The sequence below is a fragment of the Streptomyces sp. NPDC031111 genome, from assembly GCF_055570675.1.
The window spans coordinates 60,146-83,866 of the sequence record NZ_JBVIGS010000025.1; the positions used below are offsets into that span (position 1 = coordinate 60,146).

The 23,721-nt window shown below is 71.0% G+C and carries 20 protein-coding genes; 7 read left to right on the forward strand and 13 right to left on the reverse strand.

Features of this window, described 5'->3' with window-relative positions; translation table 11 throughout:
* Window positions 1–10: 10 nt before the first annotated feature.
* Window positions 11–1,915: an SMI1/KNR4 family protein gene (locus ACZ470_RS35450; protein ID WP_468434037.1), complete on the forward strand. Its 1,905-nt coding sequence runs from the start codon at window positions 11–13 to the stop codon at window positions 1,913–1,915.
* 36 nt (window positions 1,916–1,951) lie between these two features.
* Here ACZ470_RS35450 and ACZ470_RS35455 read toward each other — a convergent pair whose 3' ends face one another.
* The 3 genes from ACZ470_RS35455 to ACZ470_RS35465 are packed head-to-tail and all read right to left on the reverse strand — an operon-like array spanning window position 1,952 to window position 9,639.
* Window positions 1,952–6,475: a hypothetical protein gene (locus ACZ470_RS35455; RefSeq protein WP_468434038.1), complete on the reverse strand. Its 4,524-nt coding sequence runs from the start codon at window positions 6,473–6,475 to the stop codon at window positions 1,952–1,954.
* Window positions 6,476–6,493: 18 nt separating this feature from the next.
* Window positions 6,494–9,355, reverse strand: a complete 2,862-nt coding sequence (locus ACZ470_RS35460) for a hypothetical protein (RefSeq protein WP_468434040.1) — start codon at window positions 9,353–9,355, stop codon at window positions 6,494–6,496.
* A complete protein-coding gene (locus ACZ470_RS35465) occupies window positions 9,334–9,639 on the reverse strand; it encodes a hypothetical protein (protein ID WP_468434041.1) in 306 nt (101 codons plus the stop codon). Before ACZ470_RS35465 ends, ACZ470_RS35460 begins: the two co-directional genes overlap by 22 nt.
* Window positions 9,640–9,908: 269 nt before the next feature.
* Here ACZ470_RS35465 and ACZ470_RS35470 point away from each other — a divergent pair, with 269 nt between their 5' ends.
* Together ACZ470_RS35470 and ACZ470_RS35475 are read left to right on the forward strand one after the other, a co-directional pair.
* Window positions 9,909–11,111, forward strand: a complete 1,203-nt coding sequence (locus tag ACZ470_RS35470; protein WP_468434043.1) for a DUF2235 domain-containing protein — start codon at window positions 9,909–9,911, stop codon at window positions 11,109–11,111.
* Between the two features lie 89 nt (window positions 11,112–11,200).
* Complete coding sequence (locus ACZ470_RS35475) at window positions 11,201–11,701, forward strand: N-acetyltransferase (protein WP_468434044.1); 501 nt, start codon at window positions 11,201–11,203, stop codon at window positions 11,699–11,701.
* A gap of 13 nt (window positions 11,702–11,714) precedes the next feature.
* Here the strand turns inward: ACZ470_RS35475 and ACZ470_RS35480 are convergent, their stop codons facing one another.
* The 3 genes from ACZ470_RS35480 to ACZ470_RS35490 all read right to left on the reverse strand — a co-directional run bounded on the left by ACZ470_RS35480 (window position 11,715) and on the right by ACZ470_RS35490 (window position 14,165).
* Complete coding sequence (locus ACZ470_RS35480; RefSeq protein ID WP_468434046.1) at window positions 11,715–12,206, reverse strand: hypothetical protein; 492 nt, start codon at window positions 12,204–12,206, stop codon at window positions 11,715–11,717.
* Between the two features lie 55 nt (window positions 12,207–12,261).
* Window positions 12,262–12,903, reverse strand: coding sequence for a peptidoglycan-binding protein (locus tag ACZ470_RS35485; RefSeq protein ID WP_468434048.1), 642 nt, complete (start codon window positions 12,901–12,903; stop codon window positions 12,262–12,264).
* Window positions 12,904–13,295: 392 nt separating this feature from the next.
* The gene (locus ACZ470_RS35490; protein WP_468434050.1) at window positions 13,296–14,165 is read right to left on the reverse strand and encodes a peptidoglycan-binding protein; all 870 of its coding nucleotides are present in this window, start codon (window positions 14,163–14,165) and stop codon (window positions 13,296–13,298) included.
* Window positions 14,166–14,919: 754 nt separating this feature from the next.
* Between ACZ470_RS35490 and ACZ470_RS35495 the strand changes: the two genes are divergently transcribed.
* Entirely contained in the window at window positions 14,920–16,029 is a 1,110-nt protein-coding gene (locus ACZ470_RS35495) for a hypothetical protein (RefSeq protein WP_468434052.1), read from the forward strand.
* Window positions 16,030–16,034: 5 nt separating this feature from the next.
* On the opposite strand, the gene ACZ470_RS35500 is transcribed toward ACZ470_RS35495, so the two are convergent.
* Window positions 16,035–17,486: a hypothetical protein gene (locus ACZ470_RS35500; protein ID WP_468434054.1), complete on the reverse strand. Its 1,452-nt coding sequence runs from the start codon at window positions 17,484–17,486 to the stop codon at window positions 16,035–16,037.
* A 144-nt stretch (window positions 17,487–17,630) separates the two neighbouring features.
* On the opposite strand from ACZ470_RS35500, the gene ACZ470_RS35505 reads away from it, so the two are divergent.
* Window positions 17,631–18,467 carry an alpha/beta fold hydrolase gene (locus ACZ470_RS35505; protein ID WP_468434056.1) on the forward strand — a complete coding sequence of 279 codons (837 nt, stop codon included), beginning with the start codon at window positions 17,631–17,633 and terminating at the stop codon, window positions 18,465–18,467.
* Window positions 18,468–18,489: 22 nt separating this feature from the next.
* The gene (locus ACZ470_RS35510) at window positions 18,490–19,020 is read left to right on the forward strand and encodes a TetR/AcrR family transcriptional regulator (protein ID WP_468434088.1); all 531 of its coding nucleotides are present in this window, start codon (window positions 18,490–18,492) and stop codon (window positions 19,018–19,020) included.
* Here the strand turns inward: ACZ470_RS35510 and ACZ470_RS35515 are convergent.
* From ACZ470_RS35515 to ACZ470_RS35540, 6 genes are all read right to left on the reverse strand, one after another.
* Window positions 19,017–19,397: a hypothetical protein gene (locus ACZ470_RS35515; protein ID WP_468434058.1), complete on the reverse strand. Its 381-nt coding sequence runs from the start codon at window positions 19,395–19,397 to the stop codon at window positions 19,017–19,019. The two genes, ACZ470_RS35510 and ACZ470_RS35515, sit on opposite strands and share 4 nt — an antisense overlap.
* Window positions 19,381–19,872 (reverse strand): RNA polymerase sigma factor, encoded by a 492-nt coding sequence (locus tag ACZ470_RS35520; RefSeq protein ID WP_468434059.1) that lies wholly within the window; start codon window positions 19,870–19,872, stop codon window positions 19,381–19,383. The genes ACZ470_RS35515 and ACZ470_RS35520 overlap by 17 nt, the downstream gene beginning before the upstream one ends.
* A complete protein-coding gene (locus ACZ470_RS35525; RefSeq protein ID WP_468434061.1) occupies window positions 19,869–20,474 on the reverse strand; it encodes a class F sortase in 606 nt (201 codons plus the stop codon). Before ACZ470_RS35525 ends, ACZ470_RS35520 begins: the two co-directional genes overlap by 4 nt.
* Window positions 20,471–20,833, reverse strand: coding sequence for a sortase-dependent protein (locus ACZ470_RS35530; RefSeq protein ID WP_468434063.1), 363 nt, complete (start codon window positions 20,831–20,833; stop codon window positions 20,471–20,473). Before ACZ470_RS35530 ends, ACZ470_RS35525 begins: the two co-directional genes overlap by 4 nt.
* Before the next feature lie 146 nt (window positions 20,834–20,979).
* Window positions 20,980–21,420: an OsmC family protein gene (locus ACZ470_RS35535; protein WP_468434065.1), complete on the reverse strand. Its 441-nt coding sequence runs from the start codon at window positions 21,418–21,420 to the stop codon at window positions 20,980–20,982.
* Window positions 21,421–21,482: 62 nt separating this feature from the next.
* Entirely contained in the window at window positions 21,483–22,250 is a 768-nt protein-coding gene (locus tag ACZ470_RS35540; RefSeq protein WP_468434067.1) for an SDR family NAD(P)-dependent oxidoreductase, read from the reverse strand.
* Between the two features lie 246 nt (window positions 22,251–22,496).
* Between ACZ470_RS35540 and ACZ470_RS35545 the strand changes: the two genes are divergently transcribed.
* Window positions 22,497–23,687, forward strand: coding sequence for a carboxylate-amine ligase (locus tag ACZ470_RS35545; RefSeq protein WP_468434068.1), 1,191 nt, complete (start codon window positions 22,497–22,499; stop codon window positions 23,685–23,687).
* Window positions 23,688–23,721: the final 34 nt, after the last annotated feature.

The window sequence follows — 23,721 nt, forward strand, 5'->3', positions numbered from 1 at the left end:
CATCGGGCCCATGACGGACACCACAGGTTTCGACTGGCGGTCCTTCCTGCTCAAGTGGAGCGGGGAGTGGGCGGATTCGCGGGCCGACGACGAGACACGGAGCGAGGACGACGACGCGGCGCGGCGGGAGCGGTGGCTGGGGTTCCCGCCCGCCTCCGAGGACCTGATCGCGGCCACGGAGAAACGCCTGGGACGGCGGATGCCCCCGTCGTACCGGGAGTTCCTCGCGGTCAGCGACGGATGGCGGCACGCGGGCGGCTTCGTGTGGACGCTGGCGGGCACCGAGGACGTGCGCCGGCACGACGACGAGTCGGGGCTCGCGGACGTGTTCGAGGAGCATCTGGACGAGGACTCGGAGCCCGAGGAGTGGCGGGAGGCCGACCTCTGGCGCCGGGGTCTTCAGCTCGACGTGGAGTCCGACGCGACCTACGTCCTCATGGATCCGGAGGACGTGGACGAGAACGGCGAGTGGGCGGTGTACACCTGGGCGGGCTGGCGGGCCGCGCCACCCGAGCGGTACGCCGATTTCCGCACGTTCATGCGGGAGATGCACCGGGAGTTCCACAGCCTGCGGGCGCACCCGCGTGACGGGGAGCCGGTGTTCGTCAACGACACGACGCGGCACCTGGACGCGCTGGTGGAGGAGGCCCGGCTGGAGGCGCTGAGCGGCGGCTGGGAGCGGGCCGTGAAGGCGCTGGACGAGGCGAAGGGGTACGGCAGGCCGCGGGCCGCCGGGCTGGGAGACCAGATACGCTGCCTGCTCGGGCAGACCTCCATGGGGTACTTCGAGGGCCTGGTGACGGAGCCGCGGTACGCATCCGAGCTGCTGCCACCGCTGGTGGCCGAGCACGCGGCGCACTCGTACCGGGACGACTCCACGCTGAGGTACTCGCTGCGGGGCGCCGACGAGGACCTGATGGCACTCGCGCACGCGACGCTGGAACGGCTGCGCGGCGGCACGTACCGGTACACGGCGGCCGGACCGTTCGGCGAGGCGGTCGAGCGGGCGCGGGAGTCGGCGCGGTGGGGTGACACCGACGGGGCCTGGCGGACGCTCCTGAGCGCGCTGCCCGAGTGGGAGCCGCCGGGGCCGGACCTCCTGGCGCCGCTGGGGTGGCTCGCCGACCCCGTGCTCGGTCCGCTGCTGACCCCGGAGCGGGGACGTGAGCTGCTGTCCACGCCACGCGGCGGACAGAGCGGACAGAAGGGGGAGGCACCCGCGCCGGCGGCCGGGATCGGTCCGGGCGGTCTGGCGTGGCTCGCGGACGCGGACCCCGGCAACAACCGCACGTCCTACCGGTTCGTCCTGGTGCGGGGGGTGGAGCCGGAGGAGCTGCCCGGACGTCTCGCCGACGGGGACGGCGCCGTGCTGAACGAACCCATGACGCTGTGGGAGGCGCGCCGGAAGTCGCTGCACGGCCGCACCGAGTTCTCGTCCTACGACGACAGGGCCCTCGTGGCCGTGGGCCGGGCCGGTACCGGTTGGAGCTTCGCCTTCGACGGCGAGCCCGCCACGTTCGACCCGCGGCGGTTCGTCTCCCCCGCGCCGGCCGCCAGTGACGGCACCCGCGCGGTGGTGGTGTGGAGCGGCCTGAGGGAGTGGCGCGGGGAGCCGTTCTTCCACCTTTCGGTGGCGGAGGACGGTATCGAGGAGTACGCGTTCACGTACGCGGGCGGAGAGGTGCGGCGGAGCGGGCGGATACCGCGGGCGTTGGACCCGAGCCGGTTCTTCGGCGATCCGGCGGACGATGCCGAGGCGGAGCGGTCGGTGCTGGAGGCGGTGGCCGAGGAGTTCGGGGCCCGTCTCCCGCGTCACGCGATCGAGAGCGGGCGGCTGCACACGTTCACCACCCGCTCCTGGACCCGGCCGCCGGGGAACGGGGAGACGTACGCGGTGATCACGATGCAGCACTGAGTGCGAATCCCCGCCCGCCCACCGCTGTCCGCCGCGTCAGTGCCGGTGGTCGCCGTCCCGCCGGGGACGACCATGATCATCGTGGTCGCGGTCCCGCCGGGGGCGATCACGGTCATCGTGGTCGCCGTCGCGCCGGGGGCGATCACGATCGTCATGGTCACCGTCCCGCCGGGGGCCTCCGTCCAGGGGCACGGTGTCGCAGTACACCACCCGCCCCGGCGTGGTGGGCGGGGTGGCCCCGTCGGGCGGTATGCCGTCGGTCTCCATGACCAGCAGCCGCAGCCGGTCCCGCCGCGCGTCCGGGGGAATCGGGACCTGTCCGATGTAGGACGGGGTCCGTGTGGAAGCCGCGTCGATCGAGGTCAGTGTCACCGTCGTGTCCGGGAGCGTCACCCAGGCGAGGTCCTCGTCGGCGACGGCGCTCCGGCGCTGCACGGTGGCCGTGATCCGGGGCGGCGGGGAGTCGACCGGGTCGTACGACGGGCCGGTGACGCTGACGGTCGTCAGGTCGTCCGGTGTCACCCGCAGTTCACGGTCGGGCAGGGTCTGCACCAGGTCGGTGACCACGACCGGTGAGATCTCCTCCCCCGGGATCGAGTCGGGCTGGTAGCGGACCAGGGCCAGCCGCAGGAAGGGCAGGTAGGTGTCCCCGGTGTCCAGGTCCAGGTCGCAGAACCAGCGGTTCCCCTCCCGGTCGAACCGCGGGGCGAAACCCACGACGGTGACGGTGGGCGACGGCCCCGCGGGCGTCGCCGGAGTGAGTCCCTCGGCGTGCCGCACCGCGTTGGTGAACGTCGACACCGTCGGGGCGACGACTTCCGCGGAGCGGTGTATGGGGTCACGTCCCATCAGGGTCACCCCCAGGACGTCCGTGGCGGGTGTGCCGGCGGACGGTGCGGGTCCGAGGACCACGCCGAGGAGTTCGCCGTCCCCGGAGGAGTACCAGGGACGTTGCAGGAACACCCGGATGCCGCGCCCGCGGCGGCGCCGGACGACGGTGCCGGGCGGGCCCTCGACGGACTCGTGGGACAGCGTGGGTACGCAGTACAGCACCCTGGGGGCGGTGGGCCGGGCGCTGCTCGGTATCGAGTGCTCGACGGCCGCGCCCTCCACGGTCAGCGCGCTCGCGTCCCGCTCGACGAGGTGCGGCGGGAAGCAGTCGCCGAACCTGGTGCCCGCCACCGGCCGGTAGCGCACCCTGCGGTGCTTGGTGTCGCCGAACTCGTGCTTCTTCGGTTCCGTCCTGGTCGGTTTCACCGCCTCCGGCACGGCAGGCTCCTCGGCGATCCGGGTGTCGAAGGTCAGCGTGCCGCCCTGAAGGGTGGCCGGTTCGGGGCGGGCGGGGTCGGGCGCGGGCACCCTGGCCGTGAGGAGATCGAAGACCGGCGTGGTCATCGCACGCTCGGCGCGGCCCTCGTCCCCTTCGTCGACCACTTCCGTCCACCTCGCGAGGAGGACGACCCGACCGGTGCTGTCCTGGTCCAGCCCGATCGTTCCGGCGAGGTGCTCGGCCGTGGCGCCCGACGGGCGCCGCGCCGTGAGCCGCAGGTCCAGGACGGGTTGCCGCAGGGGCCGCTGGACCGCGTGCACGAGGGTCAGTTCCTGCCAGGGCGTGAACATCCAGTGGCGCCCCGCGGCGGCCAGGTCCAGCGCGGTCGACGCCATCTGCCGCTCCTCCTCGGCCAGCAGCGCCGCCCGCTCCGCTTCCTCCGGCGCGGCTTCCGGTGGCGGAGGAGGGCCGGGCCGCTCCCGGCACCAGGAGGCGAGGCCCAGCAGCGACTCGTCGAAACGGATCGCGGAACACACCCGCACGGTGGCCACCCGGGCCTTGGGCAGCGAGACGGTCAGCACGCGTGACGACTCGTCGAAGCGGGGCGGGGCGCTGCCCTCCGCCAGCCTCAGCCGGAACGAGCGGGGCCGGTGCCAGACGCTGCCTCCCCACGGGACCTCGAACGGCTCACCGTCCGGCATGCCCGGCAGGTCGAGCAGCAGGGCACCGGTGGCCATGGGTTCGCGGAGGTAGGGCAGTTCGACCTGTTCCCCTCGGTGCCGGGCGGTCACGACGGCGTGCTGCGCGTCCGTGGCGGGCGAGTCGACCGGCTTCACCTCCACGTCGGGAGCCGGATCGTTGAGCGATCCACTCTCCCGGGACGCCAGTGCGTAGCCGTCGTCCCTGGCCGACCGGTCCCGCGAACCGATGGCCCCGTCGAGCAGTCCGTGCCGCTCGACGCACTGGAGGGATGCCTTCGGGGCCACCAGGTGCCGTTCGTCGACCCCGCTGAACGGCGTGTGGTCGCCTCCTGTGACCAGCGGCGAGCCGTTGAGGTGCGCGGCGTACTGTTCGGCGGTCCGGGCCGGTTCCGCGTCCTCGCGGGGCACTCCGCCCACCGTGCCGGGGGTGCCGGCGGCGGCGTCGCAGTCGACGGCGAAACCGCTCTTGCGGCCGAGTTCGGTGAGGGACCGGCAGCCGGGGATGCCGTCGGCGTCCCGGCCGCTGAATCCCTGCTCGCGCTGTTCGGCGGCGTAGGCCTGCGCGGTCTGTGGGCCGAAGTGCCCCGTCGCACCCGCGGGAATGGGGTGGTCGCGATCGATCAGGGCCTGCTGGACCAGGCGTACGTCGTCGTTGGTGTTCCCGGGCCGCACGTTGGCCAGCGCGACGATCCGGGTCCCGGGGCCGGGGGCCGCGCCGCCGGCCGGGCCCGGTGCGCTGCCCGGGGTGCTCCGGATGACCATGCGGGACACCGAGGCCCCCTCGTCGAGGGTGAGCCTGGGTACCAGGGCCGGGGCCGGCACGGACTCGAACCTCCGGAACACGAGCGGCCCGTCCCCGGGGAGGGCCCAGTCGCCGTCGTCCCGGTCCACCAGGGCGTCGGCCTCCTTCAGGGTGAGGCCGTTGCCCGCCAGGTCGACGGTCCGCAGGCGTATCCGGTATCCGCGGCCGAACCTCAGGCGGGGCAGTGAGCCCTGCTGCACTCCGATGCCGATCTCCAGCGGGAGGTGGGTCCGCGCCTCGTTGGTGGGTTCGACGACCTCGTCGGGCGCCCCTTCCCCGATGCCCAGGACCCGGCCGGGACGGGGAGCGGACAGGGACCAGCCCTCCCAGGTCATGAGCCGTTCCGGTACGTACAGGGCGTCGCTGTCGGCGTCGTCCGGCGGGGACACGAGGTTGACCTGGAAGAAGCCTTCGTCGGCCACGGTGAGGAAGGGCTCGCCACCTCCCGGGGCGCGGTATTCGACGGTGCGCGCGTGCAAGGAGTACCAGCGTTCCCGGGTGTTGTCCCAGACGTCCATCCGGTGACCGCGGACCAGGTCCTCCACACAGAGCTCGGGCATGAGCGGCGGATCCGGCTGATCCGCGTTCTGTCCGTCCCCTGTCGGCTGTGCCTGCTTCAGCGCGGCGACGGCCGTGTCGTTGGTCCGGGCCGCGTCCGCGAAGTCGGCGGTGAGCACCTCTTTGCGTCCGTCCCGGACCAGGGAGATCCCCTGGGTTCGGACCGGAGCCAGCCCTTGGGTCTCCAGGGGGCGCTCCGCCGGATCGGGTGCGGCGCCACCGCCCTCGGCCGGGCCCCGGGCGAGGTCGGCCAGCTTCAGCGCGGCACTGTCGATGTCCGCCTGCTCGAGGGAGAAGTCCGCCTCGGGCAGCGCCACCAGGCCGAGTGCCGGCGGGCCCAGTGGATCGGCCGCGTTCTTCCGGGACGCGGCGACGAACAGCTTCCGGTCGGGAAGGAGGACGTAACGGGTGCGCGGGGTCAGGTTCCGTGAGGCCGGTCCGAGGTCGGACACCCAGTTCGGCAGCACACTGATGTGCTGGTCGCCCGAGGAGACGGGGATCCGTTCGACCGGCAGGAGGAAGTCCAGGATCAGTCCGAGGCGGCGGAGCAGCGCCGGGTGGTCACCGAGTGAGGTGAGCATCTGGTGGAAGTCCGGCTCCGGCTTCTCGGGCGGCGGAGGCTGTGGCTGTTCGCCGTTCGCGAGGGTCGGCACGTTCCGGACCGGAGGCCGGTGGAAACCCTCCAGTTCGTCGAGGCTCTGCCGCATGGCCTGGCCGTCGGAGGAGCCTCCGGGGCCCTTGAGCATCATCCGCCGCATGACCGAGCGCATGTCGGGGGGCTGTTCGGGGGACTCCCGCGCCGCCCGTCCGTAGGCGATCCGGGTCGCGTCGCTGACGCGCCTGGCCGAGTAGGTGTGGCCCGCTTCTGCCCGCGCGGCCATGCTCTCGAAGACGTACGGCTCCAGCGGGATGTCTGCGTCGAAGAGCGCGGTCCACAGTGTGTTGTCGGGAGCAGGGCCGGACGGATGGGCCGGGCCGCCGAAGGAGGGCGAGACGCGGTCTCCCGGCCCGAACTCGTAGGCCGCGTTCTTGATTTTGTCCGGCCAGGCGAGGAAGTCACCGAACGGCCGCAGTGTGCCGCGTTCCCGTTCCTCCCGCGGCCCGGTCGCCGGATCCGTGTCCGGAACGCCCAGCCGGGGAGAGACGAGGACCGAGATCCTCACCTGGGTGCCGTCCTCCGACAGTCCCGCCGGGAGCACCGTCCACACCACTCGCTGTTCGAACTTCATGATCACTTCCCACCGGGTCTACGGGTCGCCGTCGAAGCTCAGGCAGTAGTCCTCCCAGTGCGTCTCCCGGTCGAAGCAGTCGACGAAGGTGGGGTCGCCCGGCGCGCCCGAGAAGCTCCGCTCGAGGCTGAGGGACACGGACTTGCTGAAGAAGGCGATCCGCACGCTCACCGTGAGCGTTCCCCTGCCCCGGACCACGGACTCGTTGCCGTGCTTCTCGTACGTGAGCTCCAGGTAGAACTCGACGGAGACGGTGACGATGCCGAGCACGCTCAGGAAGCCGTTGCAGCGCAGGTAGCCGCCCACCTTCACGCTGTCGTCCCTGATCTCGAAGCGGACGCCGGCCATGACCGACACTCCGCCGCTCGCCACGCCCAGGTTCAGTGCCGCCGCCCCACCGAACTCGATGGCGCCCTCGGCCTCCCTGATGCCCTTCTCCGCGTCGACCAGCAGGGAGAAGTAGCCACCCCCGCCGAACAGCGAGACGGTGACGTTGAAGGGGCGCTGCCGCTCGGAGACCGAGAAGCGGAAGGAGATGGCCTTGCCGGGCTCGAAGGGGATGGACAGTTCCGCCTTCAGGGACACGTTCGCCAGCGAGAAGACGCCGATGCCGATGGCCGGCAGGGCCAGCGCGTACCCCGTGCGGATGCCGGAGGGCTGGACGTCCACGTACGCGCCGGAGCCGAAGGCGTCGGCGGGCAGGGCGCTGCGCAGTGTGTCGATGAACCGGAGCTCTCCCAGGAACTTGAGTTCCAGGCCGGATGCCGACACGTCCGGTTTGCTGCCGGGGACGGCCCGGAACCTCAGGTCGGCGATCTCGACCCGGGCGACGCCGGCGATCTCCAGGGCCACGTCGCGCAGCCTGCCCTCGATCGACGTCTTCTGCGCGGCGTCCTTCGAGACGACCGTCCGCGCGTCCAGGGTCAGCACCGCGCGGGACACGTCCAACGGGAACGGGTCCGGCCGCGGCTGCGGCGGTACCAGGCCGGTCTTCCACACGTAGCGCAGTTCCTTGCCGGCCCCGTCGACGAGGTCCCGGACGCGCAGCACCGGGGCGGGGAGGGTGCCGCCCGCATCGTCCAGGAGGGCCTGGATCTCGTTGTCCCCGAGTTGCCTCAGGCGGTCGAGGTGCTGTCCGACGATGGGCGCCACCAGTGCGCCCAGGTCGATGAAGCCGAGCAGTTTGGCGGCTCCGAGGGCCTTCCTGATCTCCGCGGTGGGGTCGGTCCCGAACATGTCGGGTACGACGCCGGCCTGACTGGTGATCACCTTGACCGCGGCATTGGGCTGGGCGAGTCCACCGACCTTGTCCGCGGCGAAGGCGAGGTCGACCGGGGCGGCCAGGTCGAGGTAGGCACGTGCGGGGTGCGCCGCCATGCCCGTCTCGCGATAGACCTTGTTGAACTCGACGGGCACGTCCCCGGCCTTCGGGGTGAACGGCTCCAGGGCGGGGACCCGCACGGCGCCTCCGGACACGACGAGCGTGCCGGCCAGCGGATGTTCGCCTCCGGCCGTCTTCCGGGTCATCGCGAAGGCCAGCGTGCCCACGGCGTGACTGGTGCTGCCGGGTGCGTCGGCGGGCGGCTTCGCCATCGCCATCACCTGCCCGCCCAGCCGCCGCTTGACGCGGTCCCGCTGGCCGGTCTCGCTCTCCGTGTAACAGGCCAGAAGTTCGTCCCAGTTGTCGGCCCGTGAGGCGGGCACGAACACCAGCGGCGTGGTGAAGCTGACCTCGCGTCCCTCGTGGTCGGTCGCGAGAACGGTGAACTGATGGTCGTGCGCGCCGTCCTCGAGCTCGACCCAGAACGCCTTCGGGGCTTCCAGCTCCCCCTTGTCGTTCCGGGACCAGGCGGTCTTGAGCAGGGGGGTGACCCGGTCGGTGACGCGCAGCACGGGGAAGGGCATCTCGCGTCCCTGATGCGCGAAACCGGTGGTCTCCCCGTAGCGCACTTCGGGTTCGCGCAGGATGATGCGGTCCTCCTGTCGCAGCTGGGCCACGATGCCGCCGTCCCGGTGGGCGACGAACAGTCGCTTGAACTCGCTGACCAGGAGCGCCGGGTGCCCGGTGGAGAGGAAGCCGCGGGTGACGACCCTGACGTACTGGTCGCGTCCCAGACCGGTGATGTGGTCGTACGCCGCCAGGTCCGGACGGTCCCTGCCGATCGTCCGGAGCTGCGTGACGGCGTCCGTGGACACCTTGTCCCAGGCGCCGTGCAGATGGGCGGAGGCGCCCAGGGGCGTCGTGATGAACTGCTCGGCACGCAGCGGGGCACTGGGCAGCACGATGGGCGCGCCCGCGGCGTCGATCAGCTCGGCCCGGCTGGTGAGCGTGACCAGGTCCCTCAGGTTCCTTTCGCTCAGCGGGAATTGCACGGTGACGGGAGCCCGGTCGTCGACCCTCCTGAGGGCCCGCAGCAGTGCGTCGCCGCCCCGTTCGCCGCGCAGCAGGGCGTGCCACAGCCCGGTGCGGCCGTCGGCGCCGTCGGGCTCGGGCGGGCACATCCAGGTGACGGGTTCGTCGTAGGTGAGGAGGAGCCGGGTGGGGAACTCCAGGACGCTTCCGGGGAGCGCGGTGGGTGTGCCGCCCGGTTGAACGACCGGCACGGTCATCGGCACCAGCCGCTTCCAGTCGAGCAGGGAGTCCAAGGACAGCTCCAGGCCGTCCACCTCGGGCGGCACCGCGAAGACCAGCTGGGAGGCGCCGGAGGTGAAGGCCTTCGTGGAGCCGGGTGGGGCGGCCCCGGGGCCGGGTGTCGGGGACACCTCCTCCATGACGTGCTGTGGTGGCAGCCCGACCACGATCAGCGTCGGCGCGGCCGGCTCCCGCCGCACCAGGCGGCGCCCGTCGAACCGGAGGTTCACCAGGCTGATGTCGGCCACGAGCATGTCCGCCGGGCGCACGACCCGGAACGGTCCCACCGCACCGTCGTCACCGGGGCGGTCGGGGCGGCCTCCGTCCGGTCGCCCGGGGCCACCACCGCCGGGGCGGTCGGGGCGGCCCCCGCCCCCCGGCCGGTCGGGACGGCCCCCACCACCGGGCCGGTCAGGACGATCGCCACCGCCGGGGCGGTCCGGACGGCCTCCCCCGCCCGGACGCTCGGGCCGACCACCGCCTCCGGGACGGTGGGGACGACCACCACCGGGACGCCCGGGCCGGCCGCCACCGCCGAATCGGCTCTCGGGTCGACGCCGGCCCATCTCCCGCCGGAGTTCCGGAGGAACGTCGGGAGGACGGCTGTGGGAAGCCATGAGGAACCCCCTCGTACGAGGGAAGGGAAGACGGGCCCCCGGTCCGAGGCCACTCGCCTCTCCATTCCCATGGTGCTCCGCAGGCCACAACATCACCAGTGAGCACGTGGCACGGCACCCCCGACGGTGCGACCCTGGAAGTGGTGCTGTGCGCCGTGCCGCGCTCTCGTGAGGAGGGATGGTCATGGCCAAGCGTCTCGTCGTCTGCTGCGACGGCACATGGAACTTCGCGGACCAGCCGAGCAAGACCAACGTCGCCAAGGTGGCGCTGTCCGTGCTCCCGGGGTCCGCAGCCGGGGTGGAGCAGCGTGTCTACTACCACAGCGGTGTCGGCACCCACCGGCGGGAGCGACTGCGCGGCGGCGCGTTCGGTGTGGGGCTGTCCCGGAACATCCTGGACGCCTACCGGTTCCTCGTCGAGACGTACGAGCCCGACGACGAGCTGTTCCTCTTCGGCTTCAGCCGGGGTGCGTTCACCGCCCGCAGCCTCGTGGGCCTCGTGCGCAACAGCGGCATTCTGCGCCGGGACCACCTCGACCGTGTCCCGGAGGCGTGGGCGCTGTACCGGGACCGGATCGAGCAACCGAACGGCGCGGCCGCGACGTTGTTCCGGCGCTCGTACGCCCGCGATTCGGAGATCAGGTTCGTGGGGGTGTGGGACACGGTCGGTGCCCTGGGCATCCCGGTCTCGGACACGCCGTGGCTGCGGCCGGCGGCGAACCGGTTCAACCGCCGCTGGGCGTTCCACGACACCGAGTTGAGCAGCTGGGTCAAGGCCGCGTTCCACGCCCTGGCCGCCGACGAGCAGCGCTCGGCGTTCCGGCCGACGCTGTGGCACCGGCGTCCCGGCGCGCGGGACCAGGAACTGAAGCAGGTGTGGTTCGCCGGGGTGCACTGCGACGTCGGGGGCGGCTACAAGGAGACGGGACTGTCCGACATCGCCCTGCTGTGGATGGTCGACCAGGCCCGCCGCCACGGGCTGGAGTTCGACGCCGACGCTCTGAGCACGGAAGGGCCCCAGGTGATGAAGCCTCAGGAGAGCGTCGGCTTCCGGGTACGGCCCGACGGTTCGGGTCCGCTCCACGACTCGCGGACGGGCATGTACCGTCTGGCCGGGCCGCTGCACCGGCCGCTGGGCGCGGCCGTGAACGACGACGGTGAGCCCGACGGCAACGAGTTCCTGGCGGTGCCCGCCAAGGAGCGCTACGACCGGAACTCGGGCTACCGGCCCCCGGAGATGGAGCGCTATCTGGGCAGTCAGGAGCGGGTGCGGCTGGAGCCCGTCCTGCTGCCGGGCCTCTCCGCGGGCCTGCCGCCCATGCCGCCGGCCGTGCCCGGGCCGGAAGCGGCGCCCGACAGGCACGACGGACTCCACGGCGCCACATGACACGTACGCGGAACGGTGCCCGGCCGCGCCGGGGGACCGGGCCGCATATCCCTTTGCGCGGTGATCGGCCACGTGGTTGGCTCACGCCCATGACCTGGCTGCCGCAAGACTTCGTCCATCCCCTCCACGTCGACATACCCGACGGCGGAGGCCACCGCCTGCGTCCGATCAGCGGTGCGGACGCACCGCTGGACTACCCGACGGTGATGGGTTCCCGTGAGCGGCTGTGGTCGATCTTCGGCCCCGCGTGGGGCTGGCCGTCGGCCACGATGTCGTACGAGGCGAATCTGGCCGATCTGGAGCGGCACGCCGCGGAGATCGAGGCCCACGAATCGTTCAACTACACGATCGAGAACGCGGACCGCACCGCCCTGCGCGGATGCGTCTACATCGACCCGCCCGAGAAGCAGGGGGCGGACGCCGAGATCTCGTGGTGGGTGGTGGACGACGAAGTGGGCGGTGCGCTCGAGCGGGCGCTGGACGTGTTCGTGCCCCGCTGGATCGCCGAGGACTGGCCGTTCGAACGGCCGCGCTTCATCGGCCGGGACGTGACCTGGGACGAGTGGCTCAAGCTGCCGGACCATTCGTGACCCGGCGCCGGGGTCAGGCAGCCGCCTCCTCGTCGGCGCGGCCCACGCCCGCCATGTAACGCCAGACGAGGGCGTGGGCCAGGACGATGAGGACGATCAGCATCAGTGCCTCGGTCTGGATGGGGCGCAGCCGGACGTGGCGGGCGAGTTCGGGGAAGGCGCCGACGACGGCGATCAGGGCGTAGAGCAGTGCGGCGGCCGCCTGTTGCCAGGTGATGAAGTGGTCGCCGCGGGAGCGTGCCAGCAGCCGCACGGTGCACACGCAGCCGATCACGGACAGGGCGATGAAGGCGCCCCGCCAGATCCCCGGCTGTTCGGTGCCGCCGACCTGGGCGAACAGACCCATCACGGCGGGCAGCAGGAACGAGAGGTAGATCCCGCCGACGATGCGGCGCAGGGCGGGGTCCCGCATCCAGTCCGCATGGCTCTGAACGACGTTCCACCACAGCCCGACCAGGGTGAAGCAGGTGGTGGAGAAGAGCGCGTAGAAGGTACTGACATCCATGGACGACGAGAGTGGCAGCCCTTCCGGCTCCGGCGGACGCCACACGCCGCTACGCCTACCAGGTGGGTGACACGTCGGATCCGAAGCCGCCACGGGCCGGACGCTTCTCGAAGTGGAGATGGGGACCGGTGGCGTTCCCCGTACTGCCGACTTCTCCGATCTTCTGGCCGGCCTTGACGGAACCCTGTGTCACCGTCTGCTCGGAGAGGTGGCAGTACCAGTAGTCGAATCCGCCGGAGCGCAGCACGAGGAAGTTGCCGAAACTCTTGTCGAATCCGTGGCGGGCGATGGACCCGTCGAGCACCGCGACGCACCGCGCCCCCTTCGGGGCGGCGTAGTCCGCGCCGGTGTGACGGCCGAGGCTCCAGTGGGGTCCCTTCACCCCGTGGCGGGTGGTGACCCCGTGTCCCGGTACGGGAGACTCGACGCGCCCACGAGTTGCCGGCGGCTTCGGGACGTGGAGACGTTCCCAGGAGGTCTTACCCGGGATGCCGTTGGCATCGGCACCCTCGAATCCGATCTTGCGCTGCCATGCGGCGTACGACTCCTTGTCGACGTCCGTCCACTCGGGGCCGGGACCTGTCCGGTACTTGCCGCACTTCTCCTCCACCAGGCGTTTGCCCATGGAGGCGATCACGGGACTGTGTTGTCCCTTGTGGAAGAACCCCGCTCCCGGGAATGGCGCCAATGCAGGCATGACCCACTCCTTTCAGTGATTCAGTAGGGGGCCGGAACACTCTCGCACCGTCCGACTGGACCGGGCCTGTCGCGTTCACATCGTCCTGGTTCACCGCGTTGGGCCGGTAGGACGACTCGCGGTGGACCGCGATCAGTTCCGTCTGAACGGCCTCGACGTCATCGTTGCGCTATGCCGAATCGCACGTGGGAGAGAGCAACCATCGTGCCTCCTCGGGTGCGTGGAGGCCGCCGGTTGAGCCGTACCGCTGCCGGTCGGTCACAGTCGCTCTACTTCCACGATGCGCCCGTTGCACGTCGCACGCAACCAGGAATCGTGCGGTCTCCCAGGTCTTCTGACGCCCAGTCCGCCGACGTGTGACGGCCGAGTTCGGGCGCCTTGACCGGAGGGCGTCAGACGCTGGGGACCTCCAGCCTGTCCCAGCTGAACCTGCCGGGGACGCCGTCGGCGGAATCTCCCTCGAAACCCAGCTTCTGCTGCCAGGCGGTGTACGACCTGACATCGCCGGCTCCCCACACGTCGATCCCGGTCTCGGACGTGTAGCGGTCGCAGTCCACGGCGACGAGCCGGCCGTGCATCGCCGCGATGACGGGCGACCTGCGTCCCGACTGGAAGAACGACGCACCGGGGAACGGCTCGAACCGGGCCTCCGGCGGGGACGGTTCGGTCGGCCCGGACACGAACGGCGGCCAGGACCCGGGGTCGACGTGGTCGTTCTCCGGAACCTGGGCGTGGGCGTACCACCCGCCCCGCGCCCTCCACTTGTCCACCGGACAGGTGTTGCGGGACAGGGAGGTGGGGCGACCCATGGGCCAGTCGTCCGGTACGCCCCAGGAGCTGACCCACGCGTGGAGCTCGGCCCAGCCCTTGCACGGAGTGTCGACCAGCCTTGCGAACACCGTGTTGTCGACGCGGCAGTGCGGGAAGAACAGGGCCTCGATCTGGATGACGACCGTGCCCGCCCGGTTGGTACGCGTTCCACTGGGGGCGTCGGCCAGGGCCTTGCTGCGAGAAGTGGCGGGGAAGAACTGGGCGAAGGTCCCGTGGAAGGGGTCCCAGAGGATGTGCGGAGCGCTGCCCTTGCCGGTGCCGGTGAAGTAGCTCTTGAGTCGGGCGAAGGGGAGCAGGTTCTCGGGGGATTCGGCGGTGGCCTTCAGGTCCGCCGTGATGTGCGCGATCGCCCTTGCCGGGAACCCGGGGTCACACGGCGCATGGTCTCCGATGTCCGCCTTGAGGGCTTGGGGCATCCATGGGTGGGGCATGGTGAGATCCTTCCCTCCGTGGGAAGCGGGCGCCGGACGGACAACGGGCACGTGCGGCGGATCCTCCCCCACTTCCTACGATGCGTCGGGTGGGTCACCGCGGCAAACCGTGCGTCACCGTGTGCGCCACGAGGCGCTGGTGTGGCCCGCGGGGCCTGCCTCGGAGGACCGGTTTCCGCACGTCACCGCGCTTGCCGCCCCCTCCATGGCGTCGTAGCGTTGGGGGTGAGAAGGACCTGGTGTCACCATAGTCCGTATCGAGCGGGGACACACGCGGGGTTCTCGCCTTCGCTCCCCTCGATCCAGTCCGTCGTCCACCCTCGTGTGGTCTGGAACCGTCATGGCCACTTTCTCCCGGCGACATGTCTTTCACGCGGCCGGCGCGTCTCTTCTGAGCGCGGCCCTCGCGTTCCCCGCAGGACTGACGATTGCCGCGGCGGATTCCCAGAGCCTCAACGGGGGCGCTGCCGGGGCACCGGCTCAGACCCCGGAGCCTCCGCCGTCTCCCGCTCCCGAGCCGGACGATCCGCCGGAACCCAACACTCCCCCACCGCCACCGGAAACCGAACCACCGACCGAACCGACCGACACGCCGGAGGAACCCACGACGTCTCCCACCACCGCGCCGGACGAAACTCCGGACGGGACAACGGACGAGACGCAGGACGAGACACCTGACGGCAATGACACGGGGCCGCCGACGGACTCCGAGGAAACGGACGGACAGACGTCCGATCCCCCGCCTGAGCAGACGGTGGAGATCGAGGAGGCGACGACGACTCTGAACGAGGAGAAGGAACAGGTTCCCGAGGAACTCGCGGGGACCGTGGACAAGCTGATCACCCTCGTCGGCACGCTCGACAGTCCTGAGACGTTGCCGCAGGACCGTCAGGGAGTCATCGAGGCCGCGGAGAACCTGTCCACCGCGCTGGCGGCCATCAACGACCCGAGCACCCCTCCCGAGCTGCGGAAGGAATTGACCGCCATCGTGAAGCAGGTGACCTCCGCACTCGAGGCGTTCAACGATCCCCGGATACCGGCCGATGAACGGTCCATGCTCATCCTGGTGGTCAAACGCACGACGTCCACCCTCGACATCATCTGCGATCCCAGGACGCCGCAGGACGTGCGGAAACCGATGATCGCCATGATCAACGACACCAACCACGCCGCGAGGAACCACTCCGTGGCACAGTCCGACACGACGGACGCAACCCAGGATCCCCCTCCGAGCCCCGGCCCCGAGGAGGATGCTTGGAACGCGGTGGTGCAGTCGGGCGCCTCCGCGGAGCTCATGGCCGACCGGAGGACCACGCCGAAGGACCGGAAGCAGCTGGCGGAGATCACACAACAGGTCAGCGCGCTGGCGAAGAAGATCAGCGATCCCGCGACTTCACAGGAGGATCGGTCCGAGGCCAGGGATCAGCTGGAGGACAAGACCTCGCGCCTGAAGGACGAGCAGGAGGAAGCCGCCTCCGCCCAGAAGCGCCCGAAGGAGTCGCTCGGCAAGGCTGCCGCGGTCTGCACCAGCGCCATCTTCGAGACCAAGCGGGAGTCCGTCCTCATGGGCGGGTTGAGGAATCTGGTTCCCGCGCAGTGGGAGGACGAGGGGGTCAAGGACTTCTGGCGGGCGGTGGAGAAGAGCAACGACATGCTCGACGTCCACGCCCAGTTGCGGAACAACGAACAGGCCCAGGGCCCGTTCGAGGTCGTGCCGCTCATCACCGCACTCGCCAAGCTGGTGCCGCGCGACCAGCTGTTCGGCACCATGAGCGGCTCCGCCATGTCCTGCGTGCAGACCGCCAAGTACCTGGACAAGGAGGGCGTCACCGTGGGCACCTGGCTGTCCAGGGGCGGCGGGTGATCGGATCAGACCCCGGCGGATCTCAGCAGTTCGGCCGCGGAGATCTCCGCATCCGCCCGGGCGTCCGCGGCCCCGTATCTCTCCAGCTCCCTCCTTTCCTCCAGATAGTCACCCTGCGCCTGGAAATTGAAGGGGACGGAGGAGATCGAGGAGAAGAACGGTTCTCCGGGGGACCAGACAGCCGTCACATACCGCGGTTTGCGCGTCACATTGATGAGATTGTTGTTGTGCCGCACCCTACCGCGATATATGAGGAGTGCTCCGCAGACCACCGGGTCGCAGTGGAAGGGCTCGGCGCTGTCCCACGAAGGGTGGGGGGACTTGAACTCCCGCACGTCGATCTTCCCGCGATCCTTTCTCATGTATGAGATCTGCAATTCGACACTCACCGTGTCGTACCCGACGTTCCTGGGAAGCTGGAAAACACGCTTCATCGAGTATTCCTGCCCCACGTCCAACGAGTTGCCGATGTCGTAGAATCTTCCACTGCTTATCGTGGTGTACTCGAGGTCGTCGACGTAGAGTTCGGCCTCTCCCGCGCGTGGTCCCAGTTCTTCCACACTCTCCTGCCACTCAGTCAGCGGGTCTCCCGTCCCCCGGGAGTACTGGGCGATCCTGCCGCGGACCGTGTAGATGTCGTTGACGATGTACACCGGGATCCCTCCGGTGTTCTTCATGTACAGCGTCAGCGGGACGTGCACGTAAGGCAGCTTGCTGTCCTCCCACGCCTTACCGAATTCTGCCTTCAGGGTGAAGTGCATAGGGGCGGCCGCAGGCTGGTACATGGTGGAATAGGCGAGACTGACAGCCGTCAGGAGTGCCGTGGCGACCACCCCGGCCGCGAATTTCTTGGGCTGCGGCATTCCCTTCCATGATTTTTCGCGCACCAGAAGAAAAACTGCCCATATGGACCAGCACAACGCGGACAGAAAGACGAGCAGATGCCGCGTGTACTCCCTCTCCTCGAGCCAGAGAAGGAGAAGCAGACTGTCGGTGGCCAGCACCATGAGGGCCCCGAGCAGGACGATCGCTCCGGACGCCTTGAACTGCCGTCTCCCCCAGTAGTCGACTGCCGCGACCGCCGCGATTCCCAGAACCGCGCCCGACAGGACGAACAGCACGCCCGTGATGCGCTGCGCGAACGTCAGGGCTCCCGAGGCGTCCGGCCATCCGATGACCATGGCGAAGACCGCGGAAGCGAGCAGCCCGGCCACCATGAGGAACATGACCGAGCGCCGTCTCCAGGGGCGGTCCGCCCAGGACCCGCTGTCACCCCCGCGCCAGCACACGGATGCCGGATCGTCCAGATCGAAGTCCTCCGGGTAGCCGAGGCGGCCGAGCAACTTGCGCAGCCCGGCCGGCGACCAGGCACTGCCGACCGTTTCGCCACCGATGGTGACGCGGCGAAGACCACGACTGTCGGGCGGCTCCACAACGACCCAGGGACGGAGGCTCATGCCCACAGATTCGAACCTGGGCCGACATCGTGCACGTGGAGCTACCCCGTTTGCCCCCGTGAGCGCGGGCTGTTGACGAACTTGGCTAATCCGATTAGCTTATAGCTAACGAAGTTAGCCAAGCTCGCCCGACTGGGGGATGTCATGACCGAGTACCTCGCCGTCGACGGCGGCGTGATCGCTTACGAGGTGGCCGGGTCCGGCCCGCTGATCGTCCTCGCGCACGGCATGGGCGACAGCCGCGACGCGTACCGCGCCGTGATCCCGAAGTTGGTGGCGGCGGGCCACCGGGTGGCCGCGGTCGATCTGCGCGGCTGCGGGGAGTCCAGCACCGACTGGCCGGACTGGAGCCGTACCGCCGTCGCCGGCGATCTGCTCGCCGTCATCCGCCACTTGGGCGGTCCGGCCGTGCTCGTCGGTCACTCGTTCGCCGGCGGCGCCGCCACCGTCGCCGCGGCGCGGGAACCCGCTCTGGTCACCTCGGTGGTGGAGCTGGCGCCGTTCACCCGCAAGCAGTCGGTCCGCCTCGGCGACCTGCGGGTCAAGCGCTTCAGGCGGGGCATGCTGCGACTGCTCGGCACGGGGATGTTCGGCAGCGTACCGATGTGGCGCTCGTACCTCGACGTGGCCTACCCCGGCCCGAGGCCGGCCGACTGGGGCGAGCGGCTCGACCGCATCGACTCCCTGCTGCGCGAGCCGGGCCGGATGAAGGCCCTGCGGAGCATGGGCCGCAGCGCCCCGACGGACGCCGGCGCGCACCTCGCGGACGTCCGCTGCCCGGTCCTCGTCGTGATGGGCACGCTCGACCCCGACTGGGCCGACCCGCGCGCCGAGGGATCGGCGATCGTCGACGCCCTGCCGTCCGGTCTCGGGCGCCTGGAGATGATCGAGGGCGCCGGGCACTATCCGCACGACCAGTTCCCCGACGAGGTGGTCTCGCTCGTGCTCGCCTTCCTCCGATCGGACGCCGCCCGTGGCTAGGGCCGGCCTGGACCCGGCCGCCGTGGTCGCGGCCGGTGCCGCCCTCGCGGACGAAGTGGGCCTCGCCCATCTGACGATGGGTCTGCTGGCCGAACGGCTGGGAGTGCGGACGCCGTCCCTGTACAAGCACGTCGGTGGCCAGGACGACCTCATCCGGCGCATCGCGGTCCTGGCGTTGGAGGAGGCCGCCGACGCCGTCGGCGGCGCGGTGCGTGGGTATGCGGGCCGCGACGCCCTGGCAGCCGCGGCCCGCGCTTTCCGTGCCTTCGTCCTCGAGCACCCCGGCCGGTACGCCGCGACGATCGGCCTGGAACCCTCCGGCCCGCACGATCCCCTGGCCACCGCGAGCCACCGTCTGCTCTCCGCGTTCATGGCCGTCCTGCACGGCTACGAGATCGAGGAGCCCGACGTGAACCACGCCCTGCGCATGCTCCGCAGCCTCTGCCACGGCTTCGCCACCCTCCAGGCGGCAGGCGGTTTCCAGTGGAGCACCGACATCGACGAGAGCTTCGAGTGGCTGATCGCCTTCGCCGACCGCGGCCTGCGCGGCTAGTACGAAGGCGTCGGCCGTGCCGTGTCGGAGCCGTGGGCCGGGGCCGGCCGGGACTCGACGGGCACCGGTGACACCGACGGTGTGGGCCGCGTGGGCGTGGCGGAGGGGCTGCTCACGGGAGGCGGGGCGAGGGGCACCGTCGGGGACGTCGGCCGGTCGGGAATCGCCGAACGCACGGGCAGCGCGATGAGGACGGCGACGGCGCACGTCAGCCCGACCCCGGCCACGGTGCGGGCCAGCCGGCGGCGCGCCGCGCCGCGGCGGATCGCCTCGTACCGCCCCGGAGGCGGGGCGAGGTAGTCGGCGCCGGGGCCGAGGAGGACGGCGAGGGGGTCGTCCGGTTCCCTCTCCGGGCCCTCGTCAGAGTGTGTGATCAAAGCTTCTCCTCAGGTGGGCGCGGAGCAGTTCGCGGGCCGCGTGGAGGTCGGCCTTGACGGTTCCTTCCTTGCGTCCGGTCAGCGCGGACACCTCCCGGATCGGCATGTCGGCGTAGTAGTGCAGCAGGATCGGGACGCGCAACCGTTCCGGCAGCGACTGCACGAGCAGGCGTACGGACGGGTCGGCCTGTTCGGTGGGCGGTCGGACGGCCGTTTCGGCGGTGACGCGGTGGACGGCCTTGCGTTCGCGCTCCAGTGTGCGCCAGTGGTCCCGGACGAGGTTGGCCGCGGTGACGTAGAGGAAGCCCCGGGGCTCCGCCACCGACGTCCAGCGGGCCCACAGCCGGGTGAACGCCTCGGAGGCGATCTCGTGGGCCGTCCCGTCGTCGTCGACGAGACGGCGGCACCAGCCGGCGAGGCGCGGGTAGAGGGCGGCGAAGAGTTCCGACGCTGCCTGCTCTCGGGACCGTTTCAACGCTCTCCATGGTCGGGGCCGGAGGCCGGCGCGGCGAAGACGATGACGTTGTCGCGGTACTCGTCACCGGTGCGCGGGCCGCCGCACGTGATGAGCCTCAGTTCCGGACGGTCGACCTTCCCGTAGACGGCGTCCGTCGGGAAGTCCGCCTTGGCGACCGTCCGGATCGAGTCGACGGCGAACACCGCCGCCGAGCCGTTCTCCAGGCGCGCCACGATCCGGTCGCCCCGGCGCAGCCGCGCGAGGTGACGGAAGACGCCGTCCCCGTGGGCTCCGACCGTGACGTGCCCGAGCATCACCGACGGGCCGACCTGGCCCGGTGTCGGTGAGTGCCGGTACCAGCCCGCCGGGTCGTGCGCCCTGATCGGAGGCACCTCGACGGTGTGGTCCGGGGCGAGTCCGAGTCGTATGACCGGGGTGTCGACGCCGATGGCCGGTATCTCCAGTCCGACCGGGACCGAACGCCCCAGTGGGCGCGCGGACGGTGTCGTACGCCTGCGGCTCTCGGACGTGGCCCCGTCGGTCCCCCGACCGCCGCCGCAGCCGGCGAGGAGGGAGGCCGTCGCCGCGGTGACGAAGGCGCGCCTGGAGAACGAGGTCATCGTGCGGTGGCCCGCCGGCGACGTACGAGGAGGACCGCCGCGCCACCGGCCGCGAGCGCCGCCGCGGCACCCCCGCCGATCAGCGTGCCGTCGGCTCCGGACTGTGCCGCCGCGGGGGCAACCCCGGTGTCGGGCGCACCACTTGGTACGACGGTGACCTCACCGGGGGCCGCCGCCGAGGTCGGTGCGTCGCTCTCGGCCGGGACCGGGCTCGGGTCCGTGTCGGCCGGGACCGGCGACGCGCTGGGGGTCACCGCGGTGTCGGGGACGGGGGACGGCCCGTCGGCGAACGCGGGCACCGCGCTCGCCAGCACGGCGGTGCAGGCGAGTGCCGCGGCACTCAGGAGGGTTCGGCGCATGGACAGCTCTCTTTCGTCGGTCCGCCCGCACGGTGATCCGGCGGGCTGGGTCATGGATCGTGCGAAGAGACGGGAGAGCGACAGCGCGGGTTGTAAAGGGAAGGCAAAGTCCGTCGGGGGCGGTCGTGGTGCACCGCCCCGGACGGTCAGGCGTCCTCGACCGTCACGGTGACGGGCGTCCCGGTCTCGACCGTGCGGCTGACCGTGCAGAGGCGATCGTGCGATGCCGTGACCGCGCGGGGAAGGATCGCGCGGGCACGGTCCGCGCCCTCGCCGTCGGGGAACGTGACGCGGAAGCGGACGACGAGGTCGGTCATGCGGTTGCCCAGTTCGTCGCTGATCCTGTCGCCGGTCACCGAGACCGAGAACGCGTCGGGTGCCGCGTGGCGGCTGGTGGCCACGTCGACGTCCACGGCCGTGCAGCCCCCGATCGCGGCGAGCAGCAGTTCGACCGGGGTGAACTCGGTGTCCGGGCCGTCGCCGGAGGCGGTACCGAAGTGGAGGGTGCCACCACGGGCGTTGACGGCCACGAAGTGGCCGGCGCCGGTTCGTTCGACGACAACGGAACGCTGGGTGTCTTCGCTCATACGCCGACAGTAGTGCGGGGACCGGCGGACCGCGGGTCCCCGCACCGGGCTCCGACGGAGGGTCAGATGAGTTCCAGGCCGCCGTCGACGGTGATCACCTGACCGGTCGCGTGCCGCCCTGCCGGTTCGGCCAGCCGAAGGATCCAGTGGGCCATCTCGTCGGCGCTCGCGATGTGGTGCGTGGGAATGCGTTCCCGCTCGTAGGCGTACATGTCGTTGGCCGCCTCGGGGCTGAGACCGGCGTGCAGCATGACGTCGGTCCGGGTGGGTCCGGGGGCCACGCAGTTGACCCGTACGCCCTCGCCCGCGAGTTCCAGCGCCCAGCTCCGGGTCAGCTGCTCGATGGCCGCCTTGGTCGCCGCGTAGTGGGCGCCGCCGGGCATGGGCCGGTGGCCGTAGGTGCTGGAGAGGTTGATGATGGTGCCGGACGTCTTGCGCAGGTGCGGCAGGGCCTCGTGGGCCAGCAGGCTCGGAGCCACGACGTTGAGGGCGAGCAGGTCCTGGATCGCCTGCTCGTCCGTCTCGGCCAGCGGCATGACCGCTGTCGCGCCGGCGTTGTTGATCAGGTGGTCGAGGCGCCCCCAGCGTCGCACGGCCTCGCCGACGACCCGGGCGGGTGCTCCGTCCTCGCAGATGTCGACGGCCAGGACGTCGATGTTGTCATGGATCGCCGCCGTCTCCTTCAACGGCTCCTCTCGGCGGCCCACCCCGAGCACATGCGCGCCGGCCTGGGCGAACGCGACGGCGGCGGCCCGGCCGATGCCGGATCCCGCGCCGGTGACGATGGCGACGTGCCCGGAGACGGTTCGGTCGGCGGAGTTCACGGTCATGAGACCTTCTTCGTTCGAAGTCCAAGTTCGTTGCATATTGAACATTAGAAATGTTGTGCCAACGTTGTCAAATTGCACACAACGTTGGCACCTGCCGGCCGGCCGGACGGCACCCGAAGAGGTACCGAAGGCTTAGTCGCGGTGCAGGTGGGAACTCCGGGTTGAGCAGTGCCGCCGTTCGTCTCCGGCAGGAGGGTTCTTGGACCGAGGCAAACAGGTGTCCGTCCGTCACTGTGAGGAGTCGTCGTGACCGTTCGCATCGGCGTGGAGGAGGAGTTCCATCTCGTGCAGGTGGAGACCGGCCTGCCGGCACCATGTGCCGACCGGGTGCTCGAAGGACTTCCCCGGCAGACCTTCACGACCGAGTTGCAGCAGGCAGCCGTGGAGTCCAACAGCGCCGTGCACACGTCCCTGGACGGTCTGTACGCCGATCTGGTCGGTACGAGACGACGGCTGGACACGGCCGCCTCCGCCCACGGGCTCGCCGTGGTGGCCGCGGGCACGGTGCCGCTGGCCCGCCCGGGAGGCGTGCCTCCCACGGCCGGTGCCCGGTACCACCACATGGTCGAGGAGTACCGCAGGGTCGCCGACGAGCAGCTGATCTGCGGCGCCCACGTGCACGTCGACATCCCCGACCGCGACACCGCGGTACGGATCATGTGCGAGGTGTCACCGTGGCTGCCCGCGCTGCTCGCCCTGTCCGCGAGCTCCCCGTTCTGGCTGGGCTCCGACACCGGCTACGCGAGCTGGCGCACGATGCTCTGGCAGCGGTGGCCCACCGCGGGGCCGGTCGGCTGCTTCGCGAACGCCGCCGAGTACGACGCGGCCGTGCGGGGGCTCATCGACTCGGGCGTCATCAGCGACGCGGGGATGATCTACTACGACATCCGGCCCTCCGCCCATCAGCAGACCCTCGAACTGCGCATCAGCGACTCCTGCCCGCGTGCGGAGACGGTGGTGCTCGTCGCGGGACTGTTCCGGGCGCTCGTCGTCGAGGCGCGTCGGCGGCTGGAGGGTCCGGCGGCCACCCGTTGCGCCGCCCGTCACGAGTGGCTGCGCGCCGCCACCTGGCGGGCCGCCAGGTCCGGCCTGGAGGGATGTCTGGTCGACCCGGACACCCGTCGCGAGGCGCCGGCGGCGCATGTCGTCGGTGGTCTGCTGAGGAAGGTGCGTCCGGTGCTCGAGGCGAACGGCGACTGGCATGCCGTCCGGGCCCTGGCGGAACAGACCCTGGCGGACGGCGGCGCCGCGCGCCGCATTCGCCGCACCGCCCACGGCGAGGACCTTCTGACCTGCACGGACCTGCTGATCGCCGAGACCCGGGGCGGCAGCCGCAGGCGCCGCCGGCTCACCGATCCCCCGGCCCGGGGACTGCCGTCCGGCCAGGTGGAGGCGGGCGCCCCCGGAAACCGCCCGGCCAGGATGCCCGGCCGCTGAGAAGGGCGCGTGCCGAACCCGCCGCGCCCACGGC

What these genes read in the sequence shown, in the direction of transcription:
- ACZ470_RS35525 (WP_468434061.1), bottom strand. Translation starts at nt 20,474, where the DNA reads ATGACCTCGTTCTCCAGGCGCGCCTTCGTCACCGCGGCGACGGCCTCC.
- ACZ470_RS35480 (WP_468434046.1), bottom strand. Translation starts at nt 12,206, where the DNA reads ATGGATGTCAGTACCTTCTACGCGCTCTTCTCCACCACCTGCTTCACC.
- ACZ470_RS35540 (WP_468434067.1), bottom strand. Translation starts at nt 22,250, where the DNA reads ATGACCGTGAACTCCGCCGACCGAACCGTCTCCGGGCACGTCGCCATC.
- ACZ470_RS35485 (WP_468434048.1), bottom strand. Translation starts at nt 12,903, where the DNA reads ATGCCTGCATTGGCGCCATTCCCGGGAGCGGGGTTCTTCCACAAGGGA.
- ACZ470_RS35505 (WP_468434056.1), top strand. Translation starts at nt 17,631, where the DNA reads ATGACCGAGTACCTCGCCGTCGACGGCGGCGTGATCGCTTACGAGGTG.
- ACZ470_RS35470 (WP_468434043.1), top strand. Translation starts at nt 9,909, where the DNA reads ATGGCCAAGCGTCTCGTCGTCTGCTGCGACGGCACATGGAACTTCGCG.
- ACZ470_RS35490 (WP_468434050.1), bottom strand. Translation starts at nt 14,165, where the DNA reads ATGCCCCACCCATGGATGCCCCAAGCCCTCAAGGCGGACATCGGAGAC.
- ACZ470_RS35530 (WP_468434063.1), bottom strand. Translation starts at nt 20,833, where the DNA reads ATGCGCCGAACCCTCCTGAGTGCCGCGGCACTCGCCTGCACCGCCGTG.
- ACZ470_RS35500 (WP_468434054.1), bottom strand. Translation starts at nt 17,486, where the DNA reads ATGAGCCTCCGTCCCTGGGTCGTTGTGGAGCCGCCCGACAGTCGTGGT.
- ACZ470_RS35450 (WP_468434037.1), top strand. Translation starts at nt 11, where the DNA reads ATGACGGACACCACAGGTTTCGACTGGCGGTCCTTCCTGCTCAAGTGG.
- ACZ470_RS35455 (WP_468434038.1), bottom strand. Translation starts at nt 6,475, where the DNA reads ATGAAGTTCGAACAGCGAGTGGTGTGGACGGTGCTCCCGGCGGGACTG.
- ACZ470_RS35475 (WP_468434044.1), top strand. Translation starts at nt 11,201, where the DNA reads ATGACCTGGCTGCCGCAAGACTTCGTCCATCCCCTCCACGTCGACATA.
- ACZ470_RS35535 (WP_468434065.1), bottom strand. Translation starts at nt 21,420, where the DNA reads ATGAGCGAAGACACCCAGCGTTCCGTTGTCGTCGAACGAACCGGCGCC.